Origin of the sequence: Planococcus faecalis, from assembly GCF_002009235.1 — a bacterium.
Classification (GTDB): Bacteria; Bacillota; Bacilli; order Bacillales_A; family Planococcaceae; genus Planococcus; species Planococcus kocurii.
The window spans coordinates 2,245,440-2,270,596 of sequence record NZ_CP019401.1; the positions used below are offsets into that span (position 1 = coordinate 2,245,440).

Annotated in this window: 24 protein-coding genes; 1 reads left to right on the plus strand and 23 read right to left on the minus strand. The window is 42.0% G+C overall.

Going from position 1 to position 25,157, the window contains the following annotated elements; translation table 11 throughout:
- Window positions 1-52 precede the first annotated feature (52 nt).
- The 15 genes from ffh to AJGP001_RS11435 all read right to left on the minus strand — a co-directional run bounded on the left by ffh (window position 53) and on the right by AJGP001_RS11435 (window position 16,808).
- Window positions 53-1,411 (minus strand): signal recognition particle protein, encoded by a 1,359-nt coding sequence (ffh, locus tag AJGP001_RS11365; RefSeq protein ID WP_058384927.1) that lies wholly within the window; start codon window positions 1,409-1,411, stop codon window positions 53-55.
- 12 nt (window positions 1,412-1,423) lie between these two features.
- Window positions 1,424-1,747, minus strand: coding sequence for a putative DNA-binding protein (locus tag AJGP001_RS11370; protein WP_058386872.1), 324 nt, complete (start codon window positions 1,745-1,747; stop codon window positions 1,424-1,426).
- 67 nt (window positions 1,748-1,814) lie between these two features.
- The gene (gene ftsY / locus AJGP001_RS11375; protein WP_071153645.1) at window positions 1,815-2,831 is read right to left on the minus strand and encodes a signal recognition particle-docking protein FtsY; all 1,017 of its coding nucleotides are present in this window, start codon (window positions 2,829-2,831) and stop codon (window positions 1,815-1,817) included.
- A 17-nt stretch (window positions 2,832-2,848) separates the two neighbouring features.
- Window positions 2,849-6,397: a chromosome segregation protein SMC gene (smc, locus tag AJGP001_RS11380; RefSeq protein ID WP_078080562.1), complete on the minus strand. Its 3,549-nt coding sequence runs from the start codon at window positions 6,395-6,397 to the stop codon at window positions 2,849-2,851.
- A gap of 5 nt (window positions 6,398-6,402) precedes the next feature.
- Window positions 6,403-7,158 carry a ribonuclease III gene (gene rnc / locus AJGP001_RS11385; RefSeq protein WP_078080563.1) on the minus strand — a complete coding sequence of 252 codons (756 nt, stop codon included), beginning with the start codon at window positions 7,156-7,158 and terminating at the stop codon, window positions 6,403-6,405.
- Window positions 7,159-7,411: 253 nt separating this feature from the next.
- Window positions 7,412-7,648, minus strand: coding sequence for an acyl carrier protein (locus tag AJGP001_RS11390; RefSeq protein ID WP_058384923.1), 237 nt, complete (start codon window positions 7,646-7,648; stop codon window positions 7,412-7,414).
- Between the two features lie 40 nt (window positions 7,649-7,688).
- The gene (gene fabG / locus AJGP001_RS11395) at window positions 7,689-8,435 is read right to left on the minus strand and encodes a 3-oxoacyl-[acyl-carrier-protein] reductase (protein ID WP_071153644.1); all 747 of its coding nucleotides are present in this window, start codon (window positions 8,433-8,435) and stop codon (window positions 7,689-7,691) included.
- Window positions 8,432-9,370 (minus strand): ACP S-malonyltransferase, encoded by a 939-nt coding sequence (gene fabD, locus AJGP001_RS11400; RefSeq protein ID WP_078080564.1) that lies wholly within the window; start codon window positions 9,368-9,370, stop codon window positions 8,432-8,434. Before fabD ends, fabG begins: the two co-directional genes overlap by 4 nt.
- Window positions 9,360-10,358 (minus strand): phosphate acyltransferase PlsX, encoded by a 999-nt coding sequence (plsX, locus tag AJGP001_RS11405; protein ID WP_071153643.1) that lies wholly within the window; start codon window positions 10,356-10,358, stop codon window positions 9,360-9,362. Before plsX ends, fabD begins: the two co-directional genes overlap by 11 nt.
- On the minus strand, window positions 10,355-10,939 hold the full coding sequence (gene fapR, locus AJGP001_RS11410) for a transcription factor FapR (protein WP_071153642.1): 585 nt from the start codon (window positions 10,937-10,939) through the stop codon (window positions 10,355-10,357). Before fapR ends, plsX begins: the two co-directional genes overlap by 4 nt.
- 90 nt (window positions 10,940-11,029) lie before the next feature.
- Entirely contained in the window at window positions 11,030-13,072 is a 2,043-nt protein-coding gene (gene recG, locus AJGP001_RS11415; protein ID WP_071153650.1) for an ATP-dependent DNA helicase RecG, read from the minus strand.
- Window positions 13,062-13,961: an L-serine ammonia-lyase, iron-sulfur-dependent, subunit alpha gene (gene sdaAA, locus AJGP001_RS11420; RefSeq protein WP_058384918.1), complete on the minus strand. Its 900-nt coding sequence runs from the start codon at window positions 13,959-13,961 to the stop codon at window positions 13,062-13,064. Before sdaAA ends, recG begins: the two co-directional genes overlap by 11 nt.
- 16 nt (window positions 13,962-13,977) lie before the next feature.
- Window positions 13,978-14,640, minus strand: coding sequence for an L-serine ammonia-lyase, iron-sulfur-dependent subunit beta (gene sdaAB, locus AJGP001_RS11425; protein WP_071153641.1), 663 nt, complete (start codon window positions 14,638-14,640; stop codon window positions 13,978-13,980).
- 134 nt (window positions 14,641-14,774) lie between these two features.
- Entirely contained in the window at window positions 14,775-16,427 is a 1,653-nt protein-coding gene (locus AJGP001_RS11430; RefSeq protein WP_071153640.1) for a DAK2 domain-containing protein, read from the minus strand.
- 18 nt (window positions 16,428-16,445) lie between these two features.
- Window positions 16,446-16,808, minus strand: coding sequence for an Asp23/Gls24 family envelope stress response protein (locus AJGP001_RS11435; RefSeq protein ID WP_058384915.1), 363 nt, complete (start codon window positions 16,806-16,808; stop codon window positions 16,446-16,448).
- A gap of 219 nt (window positions 16,809-17,027) precedes the next feature.
- On the opposite strand from AJGP001_RS11435, the gene rpmB reads away from it, so the two are divergent.
- Complete coding sequence (rpmB, locus tag AJGP001_RS11440) at window positions 17,028-17,216, plus strand: 50S ribosomal protein L28 (RefSeq protein WP_058384914.1); 189 nt, start codon at window positions 17,028-17,030, stop codon at window positions 17,214-17,216.
- A gap of 175 nt (window positions 17,217-17,391) precedes the next feature.
- On the opposite strand, the gene AJGP001_RS11445 is transcribed toward rpmB, so the two are convergent.
- From AJGP001_RS11445 to def, 8 genes are read right to left on the minus strand one after another with little or no spacing between them, the layout of a single operon-like run.
- The gene (locus AJGP001_RS11445; protein WP_071153639.1) at window positions 17,392-18,033 is read right to left on the minus strand and encodes a thiamine diphosphokinase; all 642 of its coding nucleotides are present in this window, start codon (window positions 18,031-18,033) and stop codon (window positions 17,392-17,394) included.
- Window positions 18,030-18,695 carry a ribulose-phosphate 3-epimerase gene (rpe, locus tag AJGP001_RS11450; RefSeq protein WP_071153638.1) on the minus strand — a complete coding sequence of 222 codons (666 nt, stop codon included), beginning with the start codon at window positions 18,693-18,695 and terminating at the stop codon, window positions 18,030-18,032. Before rpe ends, AJGP001_RS11445 begins: the two co-directional genes overlap by 4 nt.
- The gene (gene rsgA / locus AJGP001_RS11455; protein ID WP_058384911.1) at window positions 18,688-19,584 is read right to left on the minus strand and encodes a ribosome small subunit-dependent GTPase A; all 897 of its coding nucleotides are present in this window, start codon (window positions 19,582-19,584) and stop codon (window positions 18,688-18,690) included. The genes rpe and rsgA overlap by 8 nt, the downstream gene beginning before the upstream one ends.
- A 20-nt stretch (window positions 19,585-19,604) precedes the next feature.
- Window positions 19,605-21,578, minus strand: a complete 1,974-nt coding sequence (gene pknB, locus AJGP001_RS11460) for a Stk1 family PASTA domain-containing Ser/Thr kinase (protein ID WP_078080565.1) — start codon at window positions 21,576-21,578, stop codon at window positions 19,605-19,607.
- A 2-nt stretch (window positions 21,579-21,580) separates the two neighbouring features.
- Window positions 21,581-22,330: a Stp1/IreP family PP2C-type Ser/Thr phosphatase gene (locus AJGP001_RS11465; protein WP_071153637.1), complete on the minus strand. Its 750-nt coding sequence runs from the start codon at window positions 22,328-22,330 to the stop codon at window positions 21,581-21,583.
- Window positions 22,331-22,351: 21 nt separating this feature from the next.
- Entirely contained in the window at window positions 22,352-23,704 is a 1,353-nt protein-coding gene (gene rsmB, locus AJGP001_RS11470; protein ID WP_071153636.1) for a 16S rRNA (cytosine(967)-C(5))-methyltransferase RsmB, read from the minus strand.
- Window positions 23,701-24,633, minus strand: coding sequence for a methionyl-tRNA formyltransferase (gene fmt, locus AJGP001_RS11475; protein ID WP_058384907.1), 933 nt, complete (start codon window positions 24,631-24,633; stop codon window positions 23,701-23,703). Before fmt ends, rsmB begins: the two co-directional genes overlap by 4 nt.
- On the minus strand, window positions 24,630-25,139 hold the full coding sequence (gene def, locus AJGP001_RS11480) for a peptide deformylase (RefSeq protein WP_071153635.1): 510 nt from the start codon (window positions 25,137-25,139) through the stop codon (window positions 24,630-24,632). The genes fmt and def overlap by 4 nt, the downstream gene beginning before the upstream one ends.
- Between the last annotated feature and the right edge of the window lie 18 nt (window positions 25,140-25,157).

Below are 25,157 nucleotides of genomic sequence, written 5' to 3' on the forward strand. Positions count from 1 at the left end.
TAGCAAGCTTTAAATAGTTTGTAAAGTATTTTTTCTTAACACCTTGAAATCTTTACTTAAAAAGTGAGTCTAGGCCCGGCATTCCCATTTTTTTTCTTCCTTTTTTCGTGTTCATACCAGACATTTGCTTCATCATTTTCTTCATGTCTTCAAACTGTTTTAGCAGTCTGTTGACATCTTGAATATTGGTCCCCGACCCTTTAGCAATTCGTTTTTTTCGATTGGCATTAATGATTTCGGGAGTGGTTTTCTCTTTTTTGGTCATCGAATAGATAATCGCTTCTACGCGATCCATTTGGCCTTCATCGACTTTTGCGTTTTCTAACCCTTTGATTTTATTGGCACCTGGCAACATTTTCAGTATCTCATCCAATGGTCCCATTTGTTTGACTTGTGTCATTTGTTCAAGAAAATCATCAAAAGTAAAAGTAGAAGTTCTGAACTTTTCTTCTAACTCTTTTGCTTTTACTTCATCGACATTTGACTGCGCCTTTTCAATGAGCGACAGCATATCGCCCATGCCAAGTATTCGTGACGCCATACGTTCGGGGTGGAAAGCTTCAAGCGCATCCATTTTTTCACCCATCCCGACAAATTTAATCGGTTTTTGAGTGACAGAACGAATGGATAATGCCGCACCGCCTCGTGTATCACCATCAAGCTTCGTTAAAACGACGCCAGTGATGCCAATGGCTGCATCAAAATTTTGAGCCACGTTGACAGCATCTTGCCCTGTCATAGAATCGACGACCAAGAAAATTTCATCTGGCTCTTTAAGCGCACGAATATCTTTCAATTCCTGCATCAACGCCTCATCGACATGCAAACGCCCTGCTGTATCAATAATGACCGTATCCAAATGCTCTGCCTTCGCATGTTCAATTGCCTGACGCGCAATTTCCACAGGAGACATGTCTGTCCCTTTAGAAAAAACCGGAAGCGATAACTGCTTACCAATCGTCTCTAACTGCTGAATTGCGGCCGGACGATAAACATCGGCCGCTACGAGTAGCGGTTTACGATTGTGTTTTCTGCGCAACAAATTAGCAAGTTTTCCCGTGGTTGTCGTTTTACCGGCACCTTGCAAACCAACCATCATAATGACCGTCGGTTGTTTTGTGGAAAACTCGATTTTCCGCTCTTCGCCACCCATCAATTCTGTCAGTTCATCTTTAACGATTTTAACGACTTGTTGTCCTGGTGTTAGGCTGTCCATGACATCTTGTCCAATCGCTCGTTCACTGATTTTCTTGACGAATTCTTTCACTACTTTTAAGTTGACATCCGCTTCGATCAAGGCGAAACGAACTTCACGCATCATTTCCTTAACGTCTGCTTCGTTGACTTTACCTTTACCTTTTATCTTAGTCATCGTCCCTTGCAGGCGTTCGGATAAACCTTCAAATGCCATTCTTTCCGCCTCCTAATCCCATTCCTTTAGTTCGCCCAAAAACTGCTGAACGCGCTCTTCTGTGAATGGCTGTTTTTCAAATGACGAAACCAGTTGCTGCCGTTTCTGAAACTTTTCAAATAGCTGCAACTTGCGTTCATATTCTTCTAGCATTGCTTCTGTCCGGCGAATGTTATCGTAAACTGCCTGACGGGTGATATGGTATTCTTCGGCAATTTCGCCCAGTGAATGGTCGTCTAAATAATACAGCATCATATAGCTACGCTGTTTTGGCGTCAGTAACTCCTGATAGAAATCAAACAAATAGTTCATACGTGTTGTTTTTTCTAGTCCCATCATTGACGCTCACCCCATTCATTCTATTGCTTAGAATACTGAAAATCGACAAAGCTGTCAAGTAATTTTACTTGTCTGCTTTTGCATCTTCCAATTCTTGCTCTTTATCCAATTCTTCAGCAAACAAGCCGTAAACGTATTTTTGCGCGTCGAAAGGTTGCAGGTCATCTAGTTTTTCACCAAGTCCTACAAATTTCACAGGAATTTTTAATTTATTGCGAATCGCCAAGACAATTCCGCCTTTTGCTGTCCCATCTAGTTTTGTTAGCACAATGCCTGTAACATCGGTAACTTCTTTGAATGTCTGCGCCTGGAGCATAGCATTTTGACCGGTCGTAGCATCAAGTGCCAGTAATACTTCATGAGGCGCACCGGGAATTTCACGAGAAATAACACGATGAACTTTTTGCAGTTCGTTCATCAAATTGACCTTGTTTTGCAGACGTCCTGCCGTATCGCAAATAAGTACGTCCACTCCGCGGGATTTAGCGGAACGTACAGCGTCATACATAACCGCTGCTGGGTCTGACCCTTCACTTTGTTTAATCACATCTACGCCAACTCGCTTGCCCCAGACATCCAATTGCTCGATTGCACCGGCACGGAATGTATCACCTGCCGCAAGCATAACGGTCTTGCCTTCATTTTTGAAACGATGAGCGAGTTTTCCGATAGTGGTAGTTTTGCCAACACCGTTAACTCCAACCATCAAAATGACCGTCAATCCTTCAACAAAATTGATTTCATTGATTTCTGCTTCACCAGCTTCATAGATTTCCACCAGTTTTTCCGAAATAACGGATTGGACATTTGACGTATCTTTTACGTTTTTCCGTTGCACTTCAAAACGCAAGTCGTCCATTAACTCAATAACCGTTTCGAAACCGACATCCGCTTGCAACAAAATTTCTTCTAGTTCCTCAAAAAAGTCTTCATCGACTTTTCGGTATTTCGCTACCAAATCATTGATTTTTGATGTAAAACCAATACGAGTTTTGGCTAATCCTTCTTTGTATTTTTCAGTTGATTCTTCAGCTTCGGTATTGCCAGCAAATTTATCTTTTAGTTTTTTGAAGAAACTCATGTGTATCCACTCCTTTTTCAGGTTTTTTCTTCGAGCCTGACCGAAACCAGTTTCGATATCCCAGATTCTTGCATGGTGATGCCATATAAAACGTCGGCACCTTCCATTGTCCCTTTACGATGTGTAATGACGATAAACTGCGTATCTTCGCTGAATTTCTTCAGGTATTGACTGTAACGCACGACATTCGATTCATCAAGCGCCGCCTCGACTTCATCAAGCACACAGAAGGGTACAGGACGCACATTCAAAATCGCAAATAATAAAGCGATCGCTGTAAGTGCACGCTCTCCACCAGATAGCAAACTCAAATTTTGCAACTTTTTACCAGGTGGCTGGGCAATAATCTCTACACCTGTTCTCAACATATCTTGCGGATCTGTCAATACTAAGTCAGCAGAGCCCCCACCAAACAACTCTTTAAAGACCCGTTGGAACTGCTTGCGAATGGCATGAAAAGTATCGTCAAAACGACTAGTCATTTCTCCGTCCATTTCTCGAATTAATGTTCGCAATGTTTCTTTCGCTTCGTTTAAATCGTTACGTTGCTCTGTTAAAAAGGTATGGCGGTCAGAGACATGTTCAAATTCTTCGATTGCACCAATATGGACAGGCCCCAATTCTTCAATAGATTGTTTCAGCAATTTAACTTTTCTACGAACAACGACTTCTTCATCAATCATTTCAAACTGTTTTGCTTGCTCTAGTGTCAGCTGATAATTGGTGTCAAGCTGGGTAATAAAACTTTGAATTTGAACTTCTAACCGTGTTGATTTGACTTCATAAATTCGAATCGCTTCCACATAGCCTTTATAAATACGTTGGTGTTCTTTTAAATCTTCTTCCAAACCAGTTAAGGTATCTTGCTGTCCTAAGCGTTGTTTTTTTGTCTGCTCAACCGTTTGCAACATGTGCATTTTTTTCTTTGACCAGGTCTCAATTTCTTGCAGAATTTCCTTGTCTGAATACACTTTTACTGCTTCTTCTGACTGAATCCATTGCAACTCTTTTTGATTTTCTTGCAGTTTGTAATTGCTTTTCTCGAGTCGCTCAAAAAGCTCCGCTTCACTCACTGTTAATTGATTGAGACGTTCTTTTGTTACAGCATCTAACGACTTTTGTTCTGCTAATTTCTCCAAAACTTGATCACGTGCTGATTGGTTTTGCTGCTTAAACAGCGTGAGTTCGTCAATTTCCACGGTAATAGCAGCCAATTCTTTTACGATGCTCTCACGGCGTATAGATGCTACTTCTTTTCGTCCAGTAATGGCTGTCAAATCATATTCTTTGTTTTTTTGTTCTGCTTCAAAAAGATGGAAACGCTCTAACGTTGTCTTTAAAACAGCTTCAATTTCACGAAGAATGGTCGAACTTTCCGCTTCTGAATCCCGGTATTTCTCCCCTTCATTTTTCAAGGCTTGAATGGATTCCTCTGCCACTTTCACTTCTGCCTGTTCTTTGATTACTGTTTTTTCAGCGTTTATGATGGTCTCTTTTAACTCTGCTGATTGCACAAGCAATTGCTCAAGTTCAGCTTTTCGCGTGAAGAATGAAGCTTGGGTTTTGTTAGCACCGCCTGTCATCGATCCACCGGCGTTCACGATATCGCCATCTAAGGTTACGACACGGAAGCGATTGCCGGTTGCTTTAGCAATCGCTGTCGCGCCTTTCAAGTCTTCAGCGATAATGACATTGCCTACTAAATTTTCGATAATCATCGCATACTGTGCATCGTAATCGATTAATTCGCATGCCATATTCACATAGGCTGGGTGCTCCCGCACAGTAGCCAATGTATGTTCTGGGATCTTTCGCGATTTCATGACAGTCATTGGTAAGAAAGTAGAACGTCCCGCCCTCTTTTTACGAAGAAAATCAATGGCTTCTCTAGCATGCTGCTCGTTTTCTGTAACAATGTGCTGACTTGAAGCACCTAATGCCGTTTCAATGGCCTTAGCATAAGTTTTCTCTACTTGCGCAATTTCAGCAACTGCTCCTCTAATGCCTGCTAGCTGGCCTTTTTCACGTGCCATTAATACTTCACGGACACCTTGAAAAAACCCTGAGAAATCGGCTTCAAGTTCCTGTAAAGTACCAACGCGAGCCGCAAGCTGTTTTTCAGACTGATAGGCTTGAAACAGCATCGCTTGCTTTTGATCAAATGATTGCTTTTGCAGTTGATAAGAAGCTTCCGCGTTTTTATATTGCTGACGCTTGTCTTCTAACAAGGTACGAATGTCTGCAACATTTTTTTCTGCATGCGTTTTTTGGCTTTTCAATTTCGATAGTTCCAACTCAAAGTCAGCCCGTTGCGAAGTAATTCGTCCGGTTGATTCTGACAGTTGTTGTTCTTGCAAACCAATATTTTTAAGTTCGTTTTTGACTGTTGCCTGCTCGTTCATCAAATCGATATAGACCGACTTGCAATTTTCAATTTCGTTGTCGATATCGGCCGGAGTTCGGTTCAACTGCTCTTCGAGTTGTTTAATCGTCGTCCGTATTTTTTGACGCTGTATTTTGCGTTCTTCTAATAACACCAACTGCTCATTGTGTTTTTTCTGAAGCAAAATATTTTCTAGTTTTTCCGCATCTAAATTACTTTGTAATTGCTGCGCTTGGCGATGAGCATTGCTTTTTTTCTCGGACATCAACAGTTTGCGTCCTTGCCATTTCTCCGTTTCGGCACTCGCTTCAACTAAAGCATTTTGCGCTTGATCTATTTTGCGATCCAACTCTGCGAGCGCTTGACGAATTTCAGCGACTGCACGCTCTTTCGTCGTAATTTCTGCAGCTATTTGCTGCTCTTTTTCTAAGTGAACTGCTGCTTCTTGCGCTAGTTGATTGAGTTCCTGCTCCAAGTTGCTGGCATCATGAGCCAACAAGGCGATATCGGCATCTTTTAACTGTTCGTTCATATCCAAAAAATCGCGTGCAGTGGAGGCTTGAATTTGAAGCGGCTCCATACGACCATCCAATTCATGTAAAATATCCAATACACGATTAAGGTTTTCATCGGTTTCATTTAGTTTCATTTCAGCTTTTTTCTTCCGCTGCTTGTATTTCAACACACCTGCAGCTTCTTCAAATATAGATCGACGTTCTTCTGCTTTTGAATTCAGAATTTCATCTACTCGTCCCTGCGAAATAATGGAAAAGGCTTCTTTACCCAATCCAGAATCCATAAACAAGTCTGTAATATCTTTCAATCGACAATTTTGCTTATTCAGCAAATAGGCACTTTCACCACTGCGAAAAACCCTTCTCGTTACGCTAACTTCGCTGTAATCGAGAGGGACACGCCCGTCCGTATTATCTAAAATCAACGTAACTTCTGCAAAATTTAACGGTTTTCTTGAATCACTGCCCGCAAAAATAACGTCCTCCATTTTTGCACCGCGTAGTGATTTTGCTGATTGTTCTCCGAGCACCCAACGGATGGCATCGGTAACATTGCTTTTGCCGCTACCATTTGGTCCGACAACGGCGGTTACTCCGGGTACAAAGTCGATGCCGATACGATCAGCAAATGATTTGAACCCCATGATTTCCAATCTCTTCAAAAACATTACGACTACTCCTCCGCCAATTCTTGCAATTTACGGATTGCCAGCTGAGCTGCCTGCTGTTCCGCTTCTTTTTTCGATCGACCATTACCGACGCCAAGTTCCTTATCCGCAAGCGATACACGAGTCACAAATACACGGCTATGCGCTGGTCCGATTTCATCAATAATTTCGTAATTCAATGCTCCGGTATTTTTTTGTTGAACCAATTCTTGTAATTGGCTCTTATAATCCATCACATGCGAAAAAGCACCGATTTCCACTTTTGGAAATAATACCGTTTCCAAAAATGCGACAACAGGATCTAATCCTTGGTCTAGGTAAAGAGCGCCAATATACGATTCGAAAACATCTGCCAATAAAGCTGGACGTGTTCTTCCACCTGTTAACTCTTCCCCTTTACCTAAAAGGATATATTTACCGAACTTTAGTTCATTGGCAAATAAAACCAGAGAAGGTTCACAAACGATTGCTGCACGCAACTTTGTCAACTGGCCTTCGCTCATTTGTGGGTATTTCGTATACAGATAATGCGAAACGGATAATTCCAATACCGCATCTCCTAGAAATTCCAAACGTTCGTTGTCGGTAAATTGTTTTCTTCGATGCTCATTCACATAGGATGAATGGGTAAAAGCTTGATGCAATAAGGCAGGTTTATTAAATGAAACATTGAGTTCTTTTTGCAGTTGTTCAAATGACGCTTTGACACTTTCTTTTATGGTACTGGTCTTTTGGTGATTTACTTTTTTATTCATGGCCATTTTTATCTGCCTTCCTTTGTGTACTTCTTTCAATTTTACCTTTTTTTCAGCGATTGTGCAAAAGAGAATTGACGCACAATCGCTTAGTGTAACAGCAATTGTGCGTCAATGGTTTTAAGTATAATTTTCTGGTAGAACGTTTAGCGCCCAGACTCTAGGATCATAAGTCTCTCCAGCTATGCGGCAAAGTACGCCGCTTCGCCGGAGTGTCTTATGCCCGTCGAGTCTACACGGGCGCTTTCGCTTTTCTTGGTTACGCTTGTTTTTTCTCGATATACGTTACTGCGTCGCCTACTGTGTTCATGTTTTCAGCGTCTTCGTCAGAAATCTCCATATCGAACTCATCTTCAAGTTCCATAACAAGTTCTACTACGTCCAATGAATCTGCACCTAGGTCACCTGTGAATGAAGCTTCAAGTTTCACTTCGTTCTCTTCTACACCTAGACGATCCACGATTACTTTCGTTACTCTATCTAATACTGTTGACAATGTCGTCACCTCCCCTCAAATCAGTATACAAAAAAATTACCTACATGACCATGCCGCCGTCAAGATGAAGCGTTTGGCCCGTCATATAGGATGCATCATCCGAAGCTAAGAATAGCGCAGCTTTTGCAACATCTTCTGGTGCACCAAAACGACCTAATGGAATTTGTCCCATCATCGCTTTTTGAACGTCTTCACTCAATTTTTCGGTCATATCGGTTGTGATAAAGCCAGGAGCGACAGCATTGGCTGTAATTCCACGACTTGCTAGTTCACGCGCTGTCGTTTTCGTCAAGCCAATGACACCCGCTTTTGCTGCAACATAGTTTGCTTGTCCAGCGTTGCCCATCACGCCTACGATTGAGGCAATATTGACGATTCGGCCAGAGCGCTGTTTCATCATTTGGCGTGTTACTGCTTTTGTGCAAATAAATACGCCTTTTAAGTTAATATTGATGACATCGTCCCATTCGTCATCTTTCATACGCATCATCAAATTATCACGTGTGATACCCGCGTTATTCACTAAAATATCAACAGATCCAAACGTTTTCATCGTTTCATCGACCATCGCTTTAACTGATTCGGCATCTGAAACATTGGCTTTCACTGCAATTGCAGTACCACCATTAGCCTCAATATCCGCAACTACTGCTTCTGCTTTTTCTTGGCTACCGCTATAATTGACAACTACTTTTGCACCGTCTGCTGCAAATTTACGCGCTATTTCTGCTCCAATTCCACGAGATCCACCAGTAATAATGGCTGTTTTCCCTGCAAGTTTAGTCATTTTGCCAACTCCTCTACCGCTTTTTCAAATGACGCTAAGTCATAAACTGGCAAAGTTTTAACTGAGCGATCAATTTTTTTCACTAATCCACTCAATACTTTCCCAGGGCCAATTTCGATAAATACGGTTACACCAAGATCAATCATTTCGCGCACCGATTGTTCCCAAAGAACTGGTGAATACAATTGACGAACAAGAAGATCTTGAATTTGTGTCGCATTTGTTTCCGCTTTTGCTGTAACGTTTGAAACGACTGGTATTTTCGCATCTAACAAGAAAGAAACGCTCAGTTCTTTCGCTAAATCTTGGGATGCCGAACGCATCAATTCCGAGTGGAACGGTCCGCTGACATCAAGTGGAATGGCACGCTTAGCTCCACGCTCTTTAGCGACGATACACGCTTGCTCAACTCCTGCTTTTGTACCCGAAATAACGATTTGTCCTGGGCAATTCAAGTTAGCAAGTTGCACAACACCTGTCGTGTCCGTCACTTCATTTGTTACTTTTTCAAGTTCTTCACTTTCCATACCAAGAATAGCAGCCATTGTCCCTTCTCCTGCTGGGAAAGCTGTATTCATAAACAATCCACGCTTATGTACAATGTTAACCGCTGTTGGAAATTCTAACACATTCGAAGTTACGAGCGCGCTATATTCGCCAAGGCTATGACCCGCTGTATAATCCGGTCTAATCCCTGCTCGAATCAATCGTTCTGTAATCATTGAACTAACTGTTAAAAGAGCTGGTTGCGCATGATAGGTTAACGTCAATTCTTCTTGTGGGCCTTCTAGCATCAACTTAGATAAATCTAAATCAAGTGTTTGGTTGGCACTTTCAAAGAAATTACGGCTCGTATCGTCTGTTAAAAAGCTTTCGCCCATTCCAACCATTTGCGACCCTTGGCCTGGATAGATAAATGCAATCTTAGTCTTCATGTAAAGCCTCCTTTTTCAGCGTACTGTAAATTGTTCCCGTTACATCAAATTCAACCATCGTACGTGTTTGGCGTATCGCATTGAATAAGGCATTAGCATTTGACGAACCATGCGCTTTTATAACGGGTGCTTTTAAACCGAATAATCCGGCGCCGCCATATTCGCTATAATCCAACATGCCTTTCAACCCTTTTAAATCATCTTTCACAAGAAAAGCCGCAACTTTTGTTTTAACTGAGCTCATAAAGACATCTTTCATCATCGCAAAAACATTCATCGCCGTTCCTTCGATGGTCTTCAACACCATATTGCCAGTAAAGCCGTCGGTCACCACAACATCAGCCACACCATTTAATAAATCACGTGACTCAACGTTGCCAATAAAATGGACTGGCGCTTCTTTTAATAATGGAAAAGCGGCTTTTGTTAAGTCATTGCCTTTTTTCTCTTCGGTTCCGATATTCAAAAGACCCACTGTTGGATTGCTAATGCCGCGAACTTTTTCAGCATAAATGCTGCCCATAATCGCATATTGCACAAGATGTTCCGGTTTTGCTTCTGCATTGGCACCCATATCAAGCATGACAAACCCTTTGCCATCAATAGTTGGCAAAGTTGGGGCTAATGCTGGACGATCCACCCCATCAATGCGACCTACAACAAATAAACCTGCCGACATAAGAGCCCCTGTATTTCCTGCAGATACGCAAGCGTCGGCTTCGCCATCTTTTACAGCTTGTGCCATCCGAACCATCGAGGCATCTTTTTTTCGTTTAACCGATCGCACAGGATCATCTTCTGAAGTGATTACTTCTTCACAATGGACGATTGTTAACCGGTCATGTTCCGTCAGAAATTCTTGCATCTTTTCTTGATGGCCATATAGCTGAATTTCGACATCTGCGAATTCTTTTAAAGCTTTATATACACCTGCAATAATTTCTTTTGGCGCATGATCTCCACCCATTGCATCTACTGCTATTTTCATTCTTTGTCACCTTCACTTTGCTCTGTCATACGGTACATTTCAAAAGTGCCAATAAAAACCGTCTGCTGTTCTACCGATGAAACTACTTTAACAAACGCCCTGTTTTTTTCAGGGTGGCTGTCGATTACTTCTGCTTTTGCAACAATCCGTTGCCCGGCAGTTACCGGTCGCAAAAATTGCAGTTCCGACTTTACCGTTAATGCCAGTTCTTCGTTCATTACTGCCACGGCCAACGAATTGGCTTGTGCAAATAAGTGATGACCTCTGGCAATCTGATTACGTTGAAAAACGTGTTCTGGCTTTACATCAAAAATCGAAATCGCTCTTTTGTCTAGTTCAATGTCAATAATCTCACCAATCACTTCATCGATTGGCAAAGACTTCACTTCATCTTCGAAGGTTTTCACGGCTACGTGTTTAATGCGTTCGCGCAGCTCTGGAATGGCAAGCTCCATTCGATCTAATCGAATGGTTTGAACACTAACGTCAAATGCTACCGACAATTCTTCATCGGTGACAAAAGGATTTTCTTTGATTGAGTCTTTTAACGCTTGTTGCCGTTGTTTTTTTGGTCTTTTCACTGTGTCACCGCCCGCTATTAGCACTTGGTACTAATATGAGTATATAAATAACAAAAAAAGAATGCAAGGAAAATAATGATTCCTGCATTCTCAATCTAACCGGCCACCTGTTAATATTCCTGACTGTTCTATCTGTTGACGTAAACAACGCATATCATCCGCTTGCCAAAATTCGTCGCTGCTGATTAGTTTTTCAGCATCTTTTCTAGCTGCTTCAAGCGCTCGGTAATCATGAATCAAATCGGCCATTTTAAATTCTGGAATCCCACTTTGTTTACGGCCGAAAAAGTCACCCGGACCTCTTAACTGCAAATCTTTTTCTGCTAGCACAAAACCATCGTTGGTTTCAGTCATCGTCGTCATACGCTCTTTACCAATTTCTGTCTTCGGGTCTGCCAACAAGATGCAATAAGACTGTTCACTGCCACGTCCAACACGGCCTCGTAATTGGTGTAACTGAGACAAACCGAAACGTTCGGCGTCGTAAATAAGCATAAACGACGCGTTTGGTACATTAACGCCAACCTCTACAACCGTTGTTGACACTAATACGGCAATTTGTCCTTCTGAAAATTCGCGCATTGTCTGTTCTTTTTCATCTGAGTGCAAGCGTCCGTGCATCAATCCAACCGTAAAACGCTCATTGAAATACATCGATAGCTGCTGAAACAAATCAACGGCATTTTGATAATCCAGTTTATCGGATTCCTCGATCAGTGGACAGATGACATAGGCTTGTCGTCCTGCAGCCAACTCTTTTTCCATCCGCCCGACAATTTTGCCGAACATCTCCTTTTTCATCCAATAGGTTTCAATTTCTTTACGACCTGCTGGCATTTCATCGATAACGGATACATCCATTTCTCCAAAAGCAGAAATCGCCAACGTTCGTGGAATTGGTGTAGCCGTCATAAATAGAACATCAGGATTATAGCCTTTATCCTTTAACACACGTCGCTGATCCACGCCAAACCGGTGCTGCTCATCGGTAATAACAAGACCGAGCTTGTGGAATCGTACTTCTGGCTGAATCAACGCATGCGTTCCAATTAACAGATCGATTTCCCCATTTGCTAACTGTTCCAAAATCAATTGTCGTTTCTTTCCTTTTACTGAGCCTGTTAAAAGAGCAATGTTCACTGAAAACGGACTGAACCACTGCACCAATGTGTTAGCATGTTGTTCCGCCAAAATTTCAGTAGGCGCCATTAACGCACCTTGTAGCCCTGCTGTATGAGCTGCATATAACGCAATTGCCGCTACTACTGTTTTACCTGACCCCACATCCCCCTGCAGGAGTCGATTCATACGGAACGGCTCTTTCATATCTTTGCAAATTTCATTGACCACTCGTTTTTGTGCAGCAGTCAAATTGAAAGGCAATGAGTCAATAAATCCCTTCAACCGTTCGAGATCGTAATCGATAAAAGAGCCGCCTTCTTCCTCACGATTTTTTTTACGAAGCGCTTGCATCTTTAATTGAAATACTAATAATTCTTCGTAAACAAAACGCCGACGCGCTTGTTTGACTTTTTCACCATCTGGAGGAAAATGAACCCATTCTAAAGCATCTTGTACCGGCGCTAATTGATAGGCATCAACAAACCTTTTTGGCAAACAATCTTCCATGTCTTCTTTTACTAAATCCAATGCTTGGCGCATCAGCTTGCGAAATGTCTTTTGGTGAATACTGCCTTTTAAGCTGTAGACTGGTTCGAAATCCGCTCCATTTGTCCTCGGCCCAATCGTGTGACTTGATACCGTAATAACTTGACGTCCACGATCCCATTTACCCGTTAGTGTAATAATTTCTCCCAACTGCAATTTCGCTTTAACATATGGCTGATTGAAAAATATAGCCTTTATCAGATGGCGCCCTACTAACACCCGGACTTGCGTTCGCGATTTATTTTTACCTAAAAAAAGGACGGAAGGTTCGCTTTCGACCCTTCCCTCCACTGTTACGCGTTCATTATGAGGTGTATCGGCCAGATCTTTTAATTGAAAATCCTCATGGCGATACGGAAATGTCATGATCAAGTCATGCAATGTCTCAATTTTCATTTCCTGTAAGGTTTCGGTTGCTTGCTTCCCTACTCCTTTTAATGTGGCGACTGACTCTTTACTGCCCACTTCCGACAACTGCTCCTCCAAAAATTTTGGATTCAAGCCATTTTCCAGTAGGCGTTGCGGCAAGTCCGCCTTTTGCGGTTTCTCTTAGCGCACTCGGCATCGATTGGCCGATTTCGAACATCGCACCAATAACTTCGTCACACGGAATACGGCTAGTCACACCAGCTAACGCCATGTCTGCCGCTACTACTGCATTGGCAGCTCCCATTGCATTACGTTTTACACAAGGCACTTCTACCAATCCCGCCACTGGATCGCAGACTAGACCGAGCATATTCTTCATCGTAATGGCAAATGCTTCTGAGCTTTGCTGAGGCGTACCACCAGCCATTTCAATAATAGCAGCTGATGCCATACCAGCGGCTGATCCGACTTCTGCTTGACAGCCACCTGCTGCACCTGAAATCGATGCATTATTGGCCACAACAAAGCCAAAAGCGCCTGCTGTAAATAAATAACGGATCATTTGCTCGCGTGTTGGATTTAATTTATTTTGCACAGCAAATAACGTACCTGGCACCACGCCAGCAGATCCCGCTGTTGGTGTCGCACAAATTGTTCCCATCGCTGCATTGACTTCGTTAGTCGCAACCGCTTTACTAACTGCGTCAAGCAGCAAATCTCCAGAAAGCGTATTGCCTTTTTCACGGTAAGCTTGCAATAGTACAGCATCTCCACCCGTTAATCCTGAGACCGAGTGAACTCCTTTTAATCCTTTTTCTACCGCTTCTTCCATGACCGTCAAGTTACGATCCATTTGAATCATGATGTCTTCACGCGATCGATTGGTCATCAGTATTTCTTGTTCAATCATAATTTCAGAAATTAATTTCTGTTCTTTTTCAGCCCGTTCAACTAACTCTCTTACATTACGGAATAAAGCTTCCATTATCATAGCCTCCAATTTAATCGACGATTCGTGTCACCTGCGTGATATTCGGAAGTTTTTTCAATTCGTCCATCACTTCTTTATCAACATTTTGATCTACTTCGATGACCATCAATGCCATATGTCCTTTTTCTTTCCGAGAAACTTCCATGTGACCGATGTTAATATCGTATTTGTAGAGGCAATTCGCAACATTGGCGATACACCCTGAACGATCTTCATGGACAACTAAAATTGCCGGATGGTTCCCTGATAAACGAAGCGGGAAGCCATTTAACTCAGTGATTTCGATTTTTCCGCCACCAATTGAAATGCCCATCATCGACATTTCAGATTTTTCATCTCCAATGACGATACGTGCTGTATTCGGATGATCAACATGACCCGTTTCAGGAATAAACTCATAGGTCATCCCGGCTTTTTGCGCTTCTTCAAACGACGTTTTGATGCGTTCATCAAAAGTATCATAGTCTAATAATCCACCGATGATGGCAACGTCTGTACTGTGCCCTTTATAAGTTTCTGCAAACGAACCGTAAAGGTGCACTTTTGCCCAATCCGGTTGTCTCCCGAACAAATCCCTCGCTACTCTTCCGATGCGGGCTGCTCCCGCAGTATGCGAAGAAGAAGGCCCAATCATGACTGGACCGATTATATCAAAAACAGATTTGAACTTCATGGCTCAAACCCCTCACTTTCAATTTACGTATACTGTTAGTGTACATGATTTCGACTTATTTAACAAAAATAAAAAGCGCATACATTCGTATGCGCCTTAGCCATTTGACTATATTGAAAAAACAAAAATAAAAATTATTCTACAGCAAGTATGAAAGGATACAATGGCTGTTTACCATTATGAATTTCAACTTCAACCGCGCTATTTAAAGACTCAATAAATTCGCCCAATTTCTGAGCATCTGCCGCTGTCGCATCTTCTCCATAAAGAATTGTGACAATTTCCGCTTCGTTGTCTACTAGCTTTTTAGCCAACTCTTCAGTGACACGTTCTAGATTGCTATCAGAAACGATGATTTTCCCTTCGGAAATACCCATGAAATCATCTTTCTTAATGGCAATGCCATCAATCGATGTATCCCGAACAGCAAATGTGACAGAACCTGATTTCACATGTTTTGAAGCACTTGCCATTGCTACTTGGTTGGTTTCTACGGTTGCTTCCGGGTTGAAAGCGAGTAGTGCTGCCATTCCTTGAGGTACATCTTTAGTAGGCACTACAGCCGCTTCAATATCTAAAAGTTCAGCCGCTTGTTCGGCTGCCATAATAATGTTTTTGTTATTCGGCAAAATCAAAACACGCTCTGCACCAATCGATTTAACAGCATTAACGATATCCTCTGTCGATGGATTCATGGTCTGCCCGCCTTCAATGACATACGAAGCTCCAATACTACGCAACAGTTCTGAAATTCCTTCACCCATGGCAACTGTTACAACCGCATAAGGATGTGTCGCTTGTTGTTTAGGTGCATTTTTTTGGAAGCCTTCGCCAACAATATCGATATGCTGTTGACGCATATTCTCGATTTTCATACTGATCAAGCTGCCGTAATCCTGACCATATGTAAGAACTTTTCCAGGTTCTTCCGAATGAATATGAATTTTCGCCACTTCCTCATCTGCGATGACCAATAGCGAATCCCCGTAACTACTCAAGTCAGAACGAAATAAAGCCTCATTAAATTCTTTTTTGCCTGTTTCGAACTTCACCATAAATTCTGTACAGTAGCCAAACTCAATATCGGCGGTATCCATAAAGCCAGCAATGTTTTTATGATGCTCTGCACTGACCAAATCGTTCATTGAATGATGTGCGTGTTTTTCAGGTAATTCTTCCCCTTTTAGCGAAGCAAGAAAGCCTTCGTAAACATATACAAGACCTTGTCCGCCGCTATCAACAACGCCGACTTCTTTTAATACGGGAAGTAAGTCAGGTGTCCGTTCCAAAGAAGCTTTTGCTTCGGTCACTACAGCCTCGAACCAAACAATGAGGTCTTCTTCTGTTTTTGCTGCTTCCATGCCTTTAGCAGCCGCATCTTTTGCGACTGTCAAGATTGTTCCTTCAACTGGTTTCATAACCGCTTTATACGCTGTTTCAACACCGTGTTGAAGAGCTTCTGCAAACTTAAGCGCTGTCAATTCTGATTCTGAAGCAATGTATTTACCAAAACCTCTGAAAAGTTGCGAGAGAATAACACCCGAATTTCCACGTGCTCCCATCAATAAACCTTTAGATAAGGCACCTGCTGTCTTGCCAATATGCGCTTCTGCTTGAGCTGTTGTTTCTTTTGCTCCAGAAGTCATTGACAAATTCATATTGGTCCCCGTGTCTCCATCAGGAACGGGGAAAACATTTAATGCATCAACATAATCCGCATTTTGAAAAAGATGGTGAGATCCCATCTGTACCATTTCTGCGAACTTTACTCCATTTAATGACTTCATAACTGATTCTTCCTCCTCCTACGGGTTCGTTACACGAACTCCCTGGACAAAAATATTGACTGCTTTTACAGACATACCTAATGTTTTAGTAATGGTGTACTTCACTTTGGACTGAACTTGATAAGCTACTTCAGAAATTTTCGTTCCATAGCTAATGATGACATACATATCAATAACCAAATTTTCATCTTCTTGGCGCACAAGAACTCCTTTGGCAAAATTTTCTTTGCGGAGTATATCTGTCAAGCCATCGCGTATTTGGTGTTTCGTTGCCATGCCTACAATGCCATAGCATTCGATTGCTGCGCCGCCTGCTATTTGAGCAATTACATCATTGGAAATATCGATTTGACCATATTCATTCTTTAATTCAATCGACATTGAAATTCCTCCTTGAGTCCTATTTCACTCTTCCCATTCTACCTCAAACCTTTATAGATGAAAAGCCGCCGTTTAAGGTGTAAAGGTTTTTTTCTTTAAAGACCTTCAAATATAGTTGCAAACCCCATATTTCTGTGTTAAATTATTAAAGTATGTGAAACGAAAAACGAACTGAAATTCTATCATAATTTTCAGCTTCACTTGTGAGGAGGGACTTACATGCCTAAAGTATGTGCAGTTAGTGGACGTAAAGCTCGCGCGGGAAATGCCCGTTCGCACGCAATGAATTCGACAAAACGTACATGGGGAGCAAACCTTCAAAAAGTTCGTATCCTTGTAAACGGTAAACCGAAACGTGTATGGGTTTCTGCGAGAGCAATGAAATCAGGTAAAGTTGAGCGCGTATAATCGCTCATGGATAATGCCAGGCTGATCTAATCAGCCTGGCATTTTTTCGTTTTTCACCATGGGTAAAGCACCTTTACACTAGCAATAAAATAGACGGAGAAAAGGTATATTCTTTTCTCCGTCTATTTTATTTGAGAAACTGTATAAGTAGTTCTATCGAAAGTTTACTCCATCCCTAAGCATCTGAACTTTCTATCATCAGACAATAACCGCTGTTGATCGTTACACTTCCAACATTAAAAAGTTCATTGCTGACGAAGCGTGTCGTTCCAAAAGAAATGTCTTCATCCGTTACAGGATATTTAAAACCCGTTAACGTCAAGCCTTTAACTTCCTCTGCAAACGGATAAAACGACACGTAGCGGAAACGCTGATCTTTTTCAATGCGATGAGTCCCAGGACTTAAAAAACGGAGCCGGTTTTGATTGTTCAACAACACAAAGCGAGTTTTCGGAAATTGCTGTTGATACTTGAACAAGACGTGCAAAACGCTCATGTAATGATCGAGTCGGCCTCCTGTTACTCCCGAAATTATGACAAGATTTGGATGATAGCCCATTGCCGCCTCAAGTCCGAGTTCTGTATCAGACTGATCTTTTTCAGACGGAGAACGTGACAACTCAGGCAAAGCGATCCGTATTTGTTCGTACTCTTTAACGCTTACCGAGTCGAAATCACCGACAGCCGAAATGGGTTGAATTTTTTTGGCGAGCAATGTAAGTGTTCCCGAATCGACGCCTATATACAAAGCTTCTGGAAATAAAGAAAAATCCGGCAGTTCATCTGCCGGACCTCCTGCGATTAAAACGATGTTCAAGAAATCGCCTCTTCTCCTGCTTTCTTGATTGCTTGAAGAGCTTGTGTACGGTCATTTTTGCTATAAATAGCGGAACCTGCCACAAAGACAGTGGCACCTGCTTGTGCACAAGGCACGATTGTTTCTTCATTGATGCCTCCATCAATTTCAATGTCGATGGATAAGCCTTTTTCTTTGATTATATCAGCCAATTGTTTAACTTTTGGCACTACCGAATGAATGAATTTTTGACCACCAAATCCAGGATTGACTGTCATAAACAACACGAGGTCGATGTCTTCAAGAATGTGTTGAATGGTTTCAACCGGCGTATGTGGATTTAACACGACTCCCGGTTTAACACCAAACGAGCGAATCAACTGAATTGTCCGGTGCAAGTGAGGGCATGCTTCTACATGTACCGTAATATAGTCAGCTCCCGCTTTTGCAAATTCTTCAATATAAAGATCTGGATTTTCAATCATCAAATGAACATCCATTGGTAATTTAGTCAACGGCTTAATAGCATTTAAGACGACTGCTCCAAATGAAATGTTCGGCACAAAATGACCATCCATAACATCCACATGAATCCAATCTGCTCCTGCTTTTTCTACTTCTAACACTTCTTCTCCAAGTTTTGCGAAATCTGCTGCTAAAATAGACGGTGCAATTTTAATCATTTGAATACCTCGGCTTTCGACTCATAATTTCTTCTAAAAACTTCAAGTAATGCTTGTAGCGATATGCTGGAATTTCTTTCGCTTCAACTGCCGCTTTAATCGCACACTTCGGTTCATTCATGTGTAAGCATTCTCGGAACTTGCATGCGTTAGAACGTACCGCAAATTCAGGGAAGCACGCAGACAATTCTTCCCGCTCCATCGTTTCAAAGTCAAACGAACTAAAACCAGGCGTATCAGCTAGTAAACCATTATTAACGGCGATCAACTCCACGTGGCGCGTTGTATGTTTGCCTCGGTTTAACGCTTTGGAAATATCGTCCGTCTTTAATTCTAGTGACGGTAAAATCGTATTGAGCATCGTTGATTTTCCAACTCCAGATTGTCCTGCTAACACACTAATTTTGCCTTCAAGGACCGGCATCAATCGGTCTTTTAAATGCGGATCGTCTATGAACGTCGGAATCACTTCATAACCGATTTTTTCATAATCTTCAATATAAGATTGGATTTTTGCGTGTTCTTCTGGCTTTAACAAATCCATTTTCGTTAAACAAATAATGGGTTGAATCGAATGTGATTCAATAGCGGTTAAAAAGCGATCTAACAGTAATGGATGAAAATCAGGTTGTTTTGCTGAAAATACCAAGATTGCTTGGTCAACATTGGTAATTGGTGGACGTACCAATTCATTTTTCCGTTCATGGACATGTAAAATTGTGCCTTCTAACTCATTATCTGCTTTATAGTCGACGTAATCTCCAACTAAAGGTGTTATTTGGCGATTGCGAAAAACTCCTCGTCCACGGCATTGAGTGTAACGTTCACCATCCTCGTCTAATACATAATAAAATCCGCTTAATGCTTTTCTGATTTGACCTTTCGGCATTGTTTCACTCCTTTCATTGGCTATTCTACAGTTGAATAATCAAAGGTTTCTTCTAAAATAATTGTGGAATCACGAACAATTCGGTAAGAGGCACTTTGACCTTGTGCTATTTGCAACTCAATGCGATGAGATTGATCTTCAGTAATGGTAAACTCCTCAAATGGCTCTACCATTGTATGTGTATTGTCTTGAATATAAACTTGAATGGTCTGTTTGACCGGTTCTTCACCTTCAGCAGCAGGCTGGGCCGGTTCATACGGAATTTCTGCCGTGTGAATGTAAGTCTTCAGTGGCTGTTCTGCTTCGCCTGCTGATAATGTCACTTCAATCGTTCCACCCGCTACGAGTTGTTCTCCAGCTGCTGGGCTTTGAGACATAACTTTTCCAGCTTCTACTGCATCTGATGCTTGTTCTGAAACAATACGGATATTAAACCCCGAAGACCGAGCATAGTCGTTCAGATTTGCTTCTGTAAATCCAGCTAAATCTTCTACATTTCGAAGGTCTTCACCTTTACTCACTATAAACTCAACATCCGTTTCACTGACAATCACTTCTTCACCAGCTGCTGGTTGTTGACTCAAAATGGTCCCAACCGGTTCTTCAGAAAATTCTTCAGTAGGTTTTACTGAAGCAAACTCTTTGTCGTTTAGAGATTTTGTGGCTTCTTCTAGCGTGTTGCCGATAAAATCAGCCATTTCGACTTTTTCTTTCCCAATACTAACAAATAACTGAACTTTGGTTTCACGGTCCCTCATTTTCCCAGCTTCTGGAATTGTTCGAATCACATGATTTTCTGCTATTTCTTCTGAATACCCTTCGGTTTCATCGCCTATAACAAAGCCAGCTGCTTGTAGCTCTTCTACCGCTTCGGTGCGTTCCATTTCTGAAACATCAGGCACTGCTACTTGTCGCGGCTCAAACAGTCCAGGAAATGCAATTGCTTGCACCAGACCAGCTAGTAATAAGAAAGACAACACCCCAATAATCCACGGCCATTTCTTTTTCTTCTTTTTGATAGGAGCTTTTTGTTGTTCTTCTACTTTTTTAATAGGTAGCGGCATTGTTTTTGTGTTTGCCTCGCTACCATAAGCTGCCGGGTCTTTAATTGCTGGCATGGCACGTGTTTCATCTTGGTCCACTGGCACAACGAATTTTGGTTCGTTTAGTCGCTCTGGCATCAAAACAGTCGCGAGATCTGCTTCCATTTCGTCAGCAGATTGATAACGATGTTGCACATTTTTAGCAGTTGCTTTTAAGACGACATTTTCCAAGCTTTGTGGCAAAGAAGGAACCGTGTCACGCAGTGAAGGTGTTTCTGTTTGTAGATGCTTTAATGCAATAGAAACAGCTGACTCGCCTGAAAATGGTAACTTACCAGTAATTAATTCGTACATTACAATTCCGAGTGAATAGATATCGGATTTCTTATTGGCTGTACCACCTCGTGCCTGTTCTGGCGACAAATAATGGACGGTTCCTAGTACCGAATTTGTTTGCGTATAGGATGTTGCACTTAACGCCATTGCAATTCCGAAATCGGATATTTTTACATTGCCTTCTGCGTCCATCAAAATATTTTGCGGCTTAATGTCCCGATGGACGATTTGGTTGTGGTGGGCATGCGCCAAAGCCGACGCCAATTGCCTCATAATCTCAACAGCACGCTCAGGAGCTACTGGTGAATGTTCGATTATGTATTCTTTCAAGGTTTTTCCTGGAACGTATTCCATGACCAAGTAATGAATCGACTTATCTTCGCCCACATCAAAAATGTTCACGATATTGGGATGTGCCAAACTAGTCGTAGACAAGGCTTCTCTTTGAAAGCGCCGACGCAATTCTTCTTCATTAGAGAAATCATAACGCAAAATCTTGATGGCGATATCCCGGTCCAAAATCATGTCATGTGCTAAATATACATTGGACATCCCACCGCCACCGATCAATTCCTTGATCTTATAGCGGCCGTTGATACTTTTTCCAATCAACATAATTACACCTCCTTATCCATAGAGGACAGAAGAATTAACGAAATATTATCTTCTCCTCCTAGATCGTTGGCCAAATTTACTAGCTCCTGGCCCTTTTGGGATAAAGGAGCCGTAGCACGAACGATGGAGGCAAGTTCTTCTTTCGGAATTTTATTGCTCAAGCCGTCTGAACAAATTAATAGGTACGAAGCATCTGCAAATGAAAAATCGATTAACTCTCTTTCAATCCCCGATTCAGTACCAAGTGCACGAACGATCCAATTTTTCTTTGGATGCGCTTCCGCTTCTGCTTGAGTAATTTCACCACTGTCTACAAGTACGTTAACGTAAGAGTGATCTCTTGTAATTTGCTGTATCGTCTCGTTAATTAGATACGCACGGCTGTCACCAATATGACATAAAACACCTTCATCGCCTTCAATTAGCGCGGCGATTAATGTCGTGCCCATACCTTTACATTCTTGATTAGCTACCGAGTGGTCAAACACTACACGATTAATCGCATCGATTCTTCCTGAAAGCCACTCCTTTTTGCTATCTAGTGTCAAAAACGCTGTGTCGTCATCTTCTAAAAAGTAGTGACTCAACTGATCAACAGTCATTTGACTAGCAACGTCACCAGCCTTGTGACCACCCATACCGTCTGCTACGATCGCCAACATTAGTCCACTTGGTCGCTTAAGTACTGCAACACTGTCTTCGTTCACGACGCGAATTTTACCTGTATCGCTCTCAACCACATACTGAAACAAATTACGACACCCCGATTCTCTTTAAGCTATTGCTGTCTTTTGTGTCTTTTTGAAAGCTGCAATGAAAAAACCATCGCTTCCATAATCCTGCGGAAACACTTGAACAAAACCTGTATGTTTAATGCCCATTGTTGCTGGCAAAGCTGCCTGAACCTTCTCCATTTCAGGATGTTCTTTCAAAAACCGTTCAGCTGTCCCTCTGTTTTCAACAGCATCTACTGTGCAGGTGCTATAAACTAAAATGCCATCCTCTTTTAATAAACGAGCTGCTTGGTCCAGCAATTCGAGTTGAATTTCTTGTAACCGCGCAAAGTCCGCTTCTTTTTTTGTGTACTTAATATCAGGTTTGCGCTTAATAACACCTAATCCACTACAAGGTGCATCCACGAGAACACGGTCAAATTGCTCTTCGCCAAAACGTTCGACACTTTGCTTGCCATCACCTACTATTGTTTCAATAACAGTGTGACCCAGTCTTGCAGCATTTTCATCAATTAGCTTTACTTTGTGCTGATGCAAATCAAGCGCGTACAAAGTCCCGCTATTGTTCATTTTTTCAGCGATATGAGTCGTTTTCCCACCCGGTGCTGCACACATATCTAGAACTGTCATACCTGGTTCAACTTGCAAGGCGTAAGCTGGAAGCATCGAACTTTCATCTTGAATCGTAATAAAACCTTTTTCAAATGTTGCCGTTCTCGCAGGTTGGCCATTTGTAACGATTAAACATTCCGGAATCAGTTTGCTTGGTACAGCTTCTAATTCTTCTGACTGAAGCATTTCAATCACTTCATCAACCGAAGCACGAGCTGTATTAACACGCACTGTTTGTGCTGGTGTCTTGTTATTCTCTAACGCCATTTCACGTGTTTTTTCTAAACCGAATTGCTCTGCCCAGCGTCTAATCATCCATTCGGGATGACTTGTTTCGATGGAGATTTTTTCGAATGGGTCGCTGATTGTATTGAATGAGCGAACACCGTTTCGCTGCACTGAGCGCAATACGCCGTTGATGACAGACGCAACTCCCCCGTGCCCGCGACGTTTAGCAATTTCAACTGCTTCGTGAACGACGGCGTGTGCAGGAATTCGATCTAAATAAACAATTTGATACAAAGACAGTCTCAACAAAGTTTTGACCCATGGCTCAATTTTCCCTTTTAAGTAAGGCTCTAAATAATAATCCAATGTCATTTGGTGTTGCAACGTACCGTACGTAATTTCTGTCAGTAAGCCCCTATTTTTAGCTGCGATGCCGTAGCTTTCGATAGTTTGATGAAGCAATAGGTTACTGTAAGCTTGCTTGTTTTCAACAGCCCAAAGAATCGAAAACGCAGCATCTCGGACATTGCCTTGAAGTTTTTTATTTTTCATTGGAATAAATCTCCTACCTGGATGTTAAGTCCTTTTAAATAATCTTTTGCTGTCATGCGTTTTTTTCCAGCTGGTTGCAACTCAGTAATTGCTAAAACACCTTCACCCGTCTGCACCAAAATCGAATCTTCGGTTAAGCCGACTACTTGACCCGTACGGCCTTTTGCGTTTGACGAAGTTTTTTCTGTCCACCAGATTTTCATAGTAGCTCCATTAACACTTGTATACGCGACCGGCCACGGGTGTAAACCGCGTACTTGGTTGTAAATCGCTGTAGCCGATTTCGACCAATCGATTTGTTCTTGTTCGCGCGAAATATTGCGTGCATAAGTAACGGCCTGATCATCTTGTGGAATACGATTATTGGTCCCAGCAATTATCGATGGTAACGTTTGTTGTAACAAGTCACGCCCTGCAACACTCAATTTATCGAACATACTACCGGTATGATCTTGTTCTTCGATTGACACAGTTACTTGCGAGATGATGTCGCCTGCATCTAGTCGGTCAACCATATACATGATTGTCACACCCGTTTCAGACTGACCATCTATAATGGCTTGATGAATCGGAGCACCACCACGGTATGCTGGCAGTAAAGAAGCATGCACATTGATTGCGCCATACTTTGGGGCTTCTAATAGTTCACTTGGTAAAATTTGTCCAAATGCTGCGGTGACGATTAAGTCTGCTTGTAAATCTAACACCTGTTGCAGTTCATCTTTGTTTTTCAGTTTTTCTGGTTGATATACGGGTAAGCCAAGACGCAACGCCTCTTCTTTTACAGGTGTTGGTGTCATTATTTTTTTACGTCCCACTGGTCGATCAGGTTGCGTGACTACTGAAATTACATCGTAGCCTTCTTCGACCAGCATACGTAATATTGGTGCTGAAAAAGCCGGAGTTCCCATAAAGACAATTTTGGTCAAACCTGTTCCTCCTCTGCTTCTTGCTGACGAATCATTTCATCTAATTCTTCTTGTGTAACATATTTGGTGATTTTGTTAGTAAACAAGATACCATCTAAATGATCCATTTCGTGTTGAATTGCACGAGCTTCGTAGCCTTCTGCCTCTAATTCGTACCAAGAGCCGTCACGTTCTTGTGCTTTAATTTTTATGTGGTCGTAGCGTTCCACTTCTCCGAAAATCCCTGGAAAACTTAAGCATCCTTCGATATCCGTTTCAGCGCCTTCAAACAGCACCAATTCTGGGTTAATCATTTCAATCGGTTCTTGACCTTCACGAAAATCGACAATGGCTGCTCGGACTGCGATGCCTACTTGAGGAGCAGCGATTCCGACGCCATCTGATTCAACCATTGTGTCATGCATGTCATCTAAAAGAATCGCTAAGTTCTTATCAAAAGTAGTTACAGCTATACATTGTTTCTCTAATACTTCGTTAGGGTGTTTTATAACAGGTCTGATTGACATATTCATTTCCTCTTTTCT

Coding starts and splice junctions, on each gene's coding strand:
- ffh (WP_058384927.1), bottom strand. CDS start 1,411: ATGGCATTTGAAGGTTTATCCGAACGCCTGCAAGGGACGATGACTAAG.
- AJGP001_RS11370 (WP_058386872.1), bottom strand. CDS start 1,747: ATGGGACTAGAAAAAACAACACGTATGAACTATTTGTTTGATTTCTAT.
- ftsY (WP_071153645.1), bottom strand. CDS start 2,831: ATGAGTTTCTTCAAAAAACTAAAAGATAAATTTGCTGGCAATACCGAA.
- smc (WP_078080562.1), bottom strand. CDS start 6,397: ATGTTTTTGAAGAGATTGGAAATCATGGGGTTCAAATCATTTGCTGAT.
- rnc (WP_078080563.1), bottom strand. CDS start 7,158: ATGGCCATGAATAAAAAAGTAAATCACCAAAAGACCAGTACCATAAAA.
- fabG (WP_071153644.1), bottom strand. CDS start 8,435: ATGACTAAACTTGCAGGGAAAACAGCCATTATTACTGGTGGATCTCGT.
- fabD (WP_078080564.1), bottom strand. CDS start 9,370: ATGAAGACTAAGATTGCATTTATCTATCCAGGCCAAGGGTCGCAAATG.
- plsX (WP_071153643.1), bottom strand. CDS start 10,358: ATGAAAATAGCAGTAGATGCAATGGGTGGAGATCATGCGCCAAAAGAA.
- sdaAA (WP_058384918.1), bottom strand. CDS start 13,961: ATGGAAGCTTTATTCCGTAATGTAAGAGAGTTAGTTGAACGGGCTGAA.
- sdaAB (WP_071153641.1), bottom strand. CDS start 14,640: ATGAAGTTCAAATCTGTTTTTGATATAATCGGTCCAGTCATGATTGGG.
- AJGP001_RS11430 (WP_071153640.1), bottom strand. CDS start 16,427: ATGAAGTCATTAAATGGAGTAAAGTTCGCAGAAATGGTACAGATGGGA.
- AJGP001_RS11435 (WP_058384915.1), bottom strand. CDS start 16,808: ATGTCGATTGAATTAAAGAATGAATATGGTCAAATCGATATTTCCAAT.
- rpmB (WP_058384914.1), top strand. CDS start 17,028: ATGCCTAAAGTATGTGCAGTTAGTGGACGTAAAGCTCGCGCGGGAAAT.
- rpe (WP_071153638.1), bottom strand. CDS start 18,695: ATGATTAAAATTGCACCGTCTATTTTAGCAGCAGATTTCGCAAAACTT.
- rsgA (WP_058384911.1), bottom strand. CDS start 19,584: ATGCCGAAAGGTCAAATCAGAAAAGCATTAAGCGGATTTTATTATGTA.
- pknB (WP_078080565.1), bottom strand. CDS start 21,578: ATGTTGATTGGAAAAAGTATCAACGGCCGCTATAAGATCAAGGAATTG.
- rsmB (WP_071153636.1), bottom strand. CDS start 23,704: ATGAAAAATAAAAAACTTCAAGGCAATGTCCGAGATGCTGCGTTTTCG.
- def (WP_071153635.1), bottom strand. CDS start 25,139: ATGTCAATCAGACCTGTTATAAAACACCCTAACGAAGTATTAGAGAAA.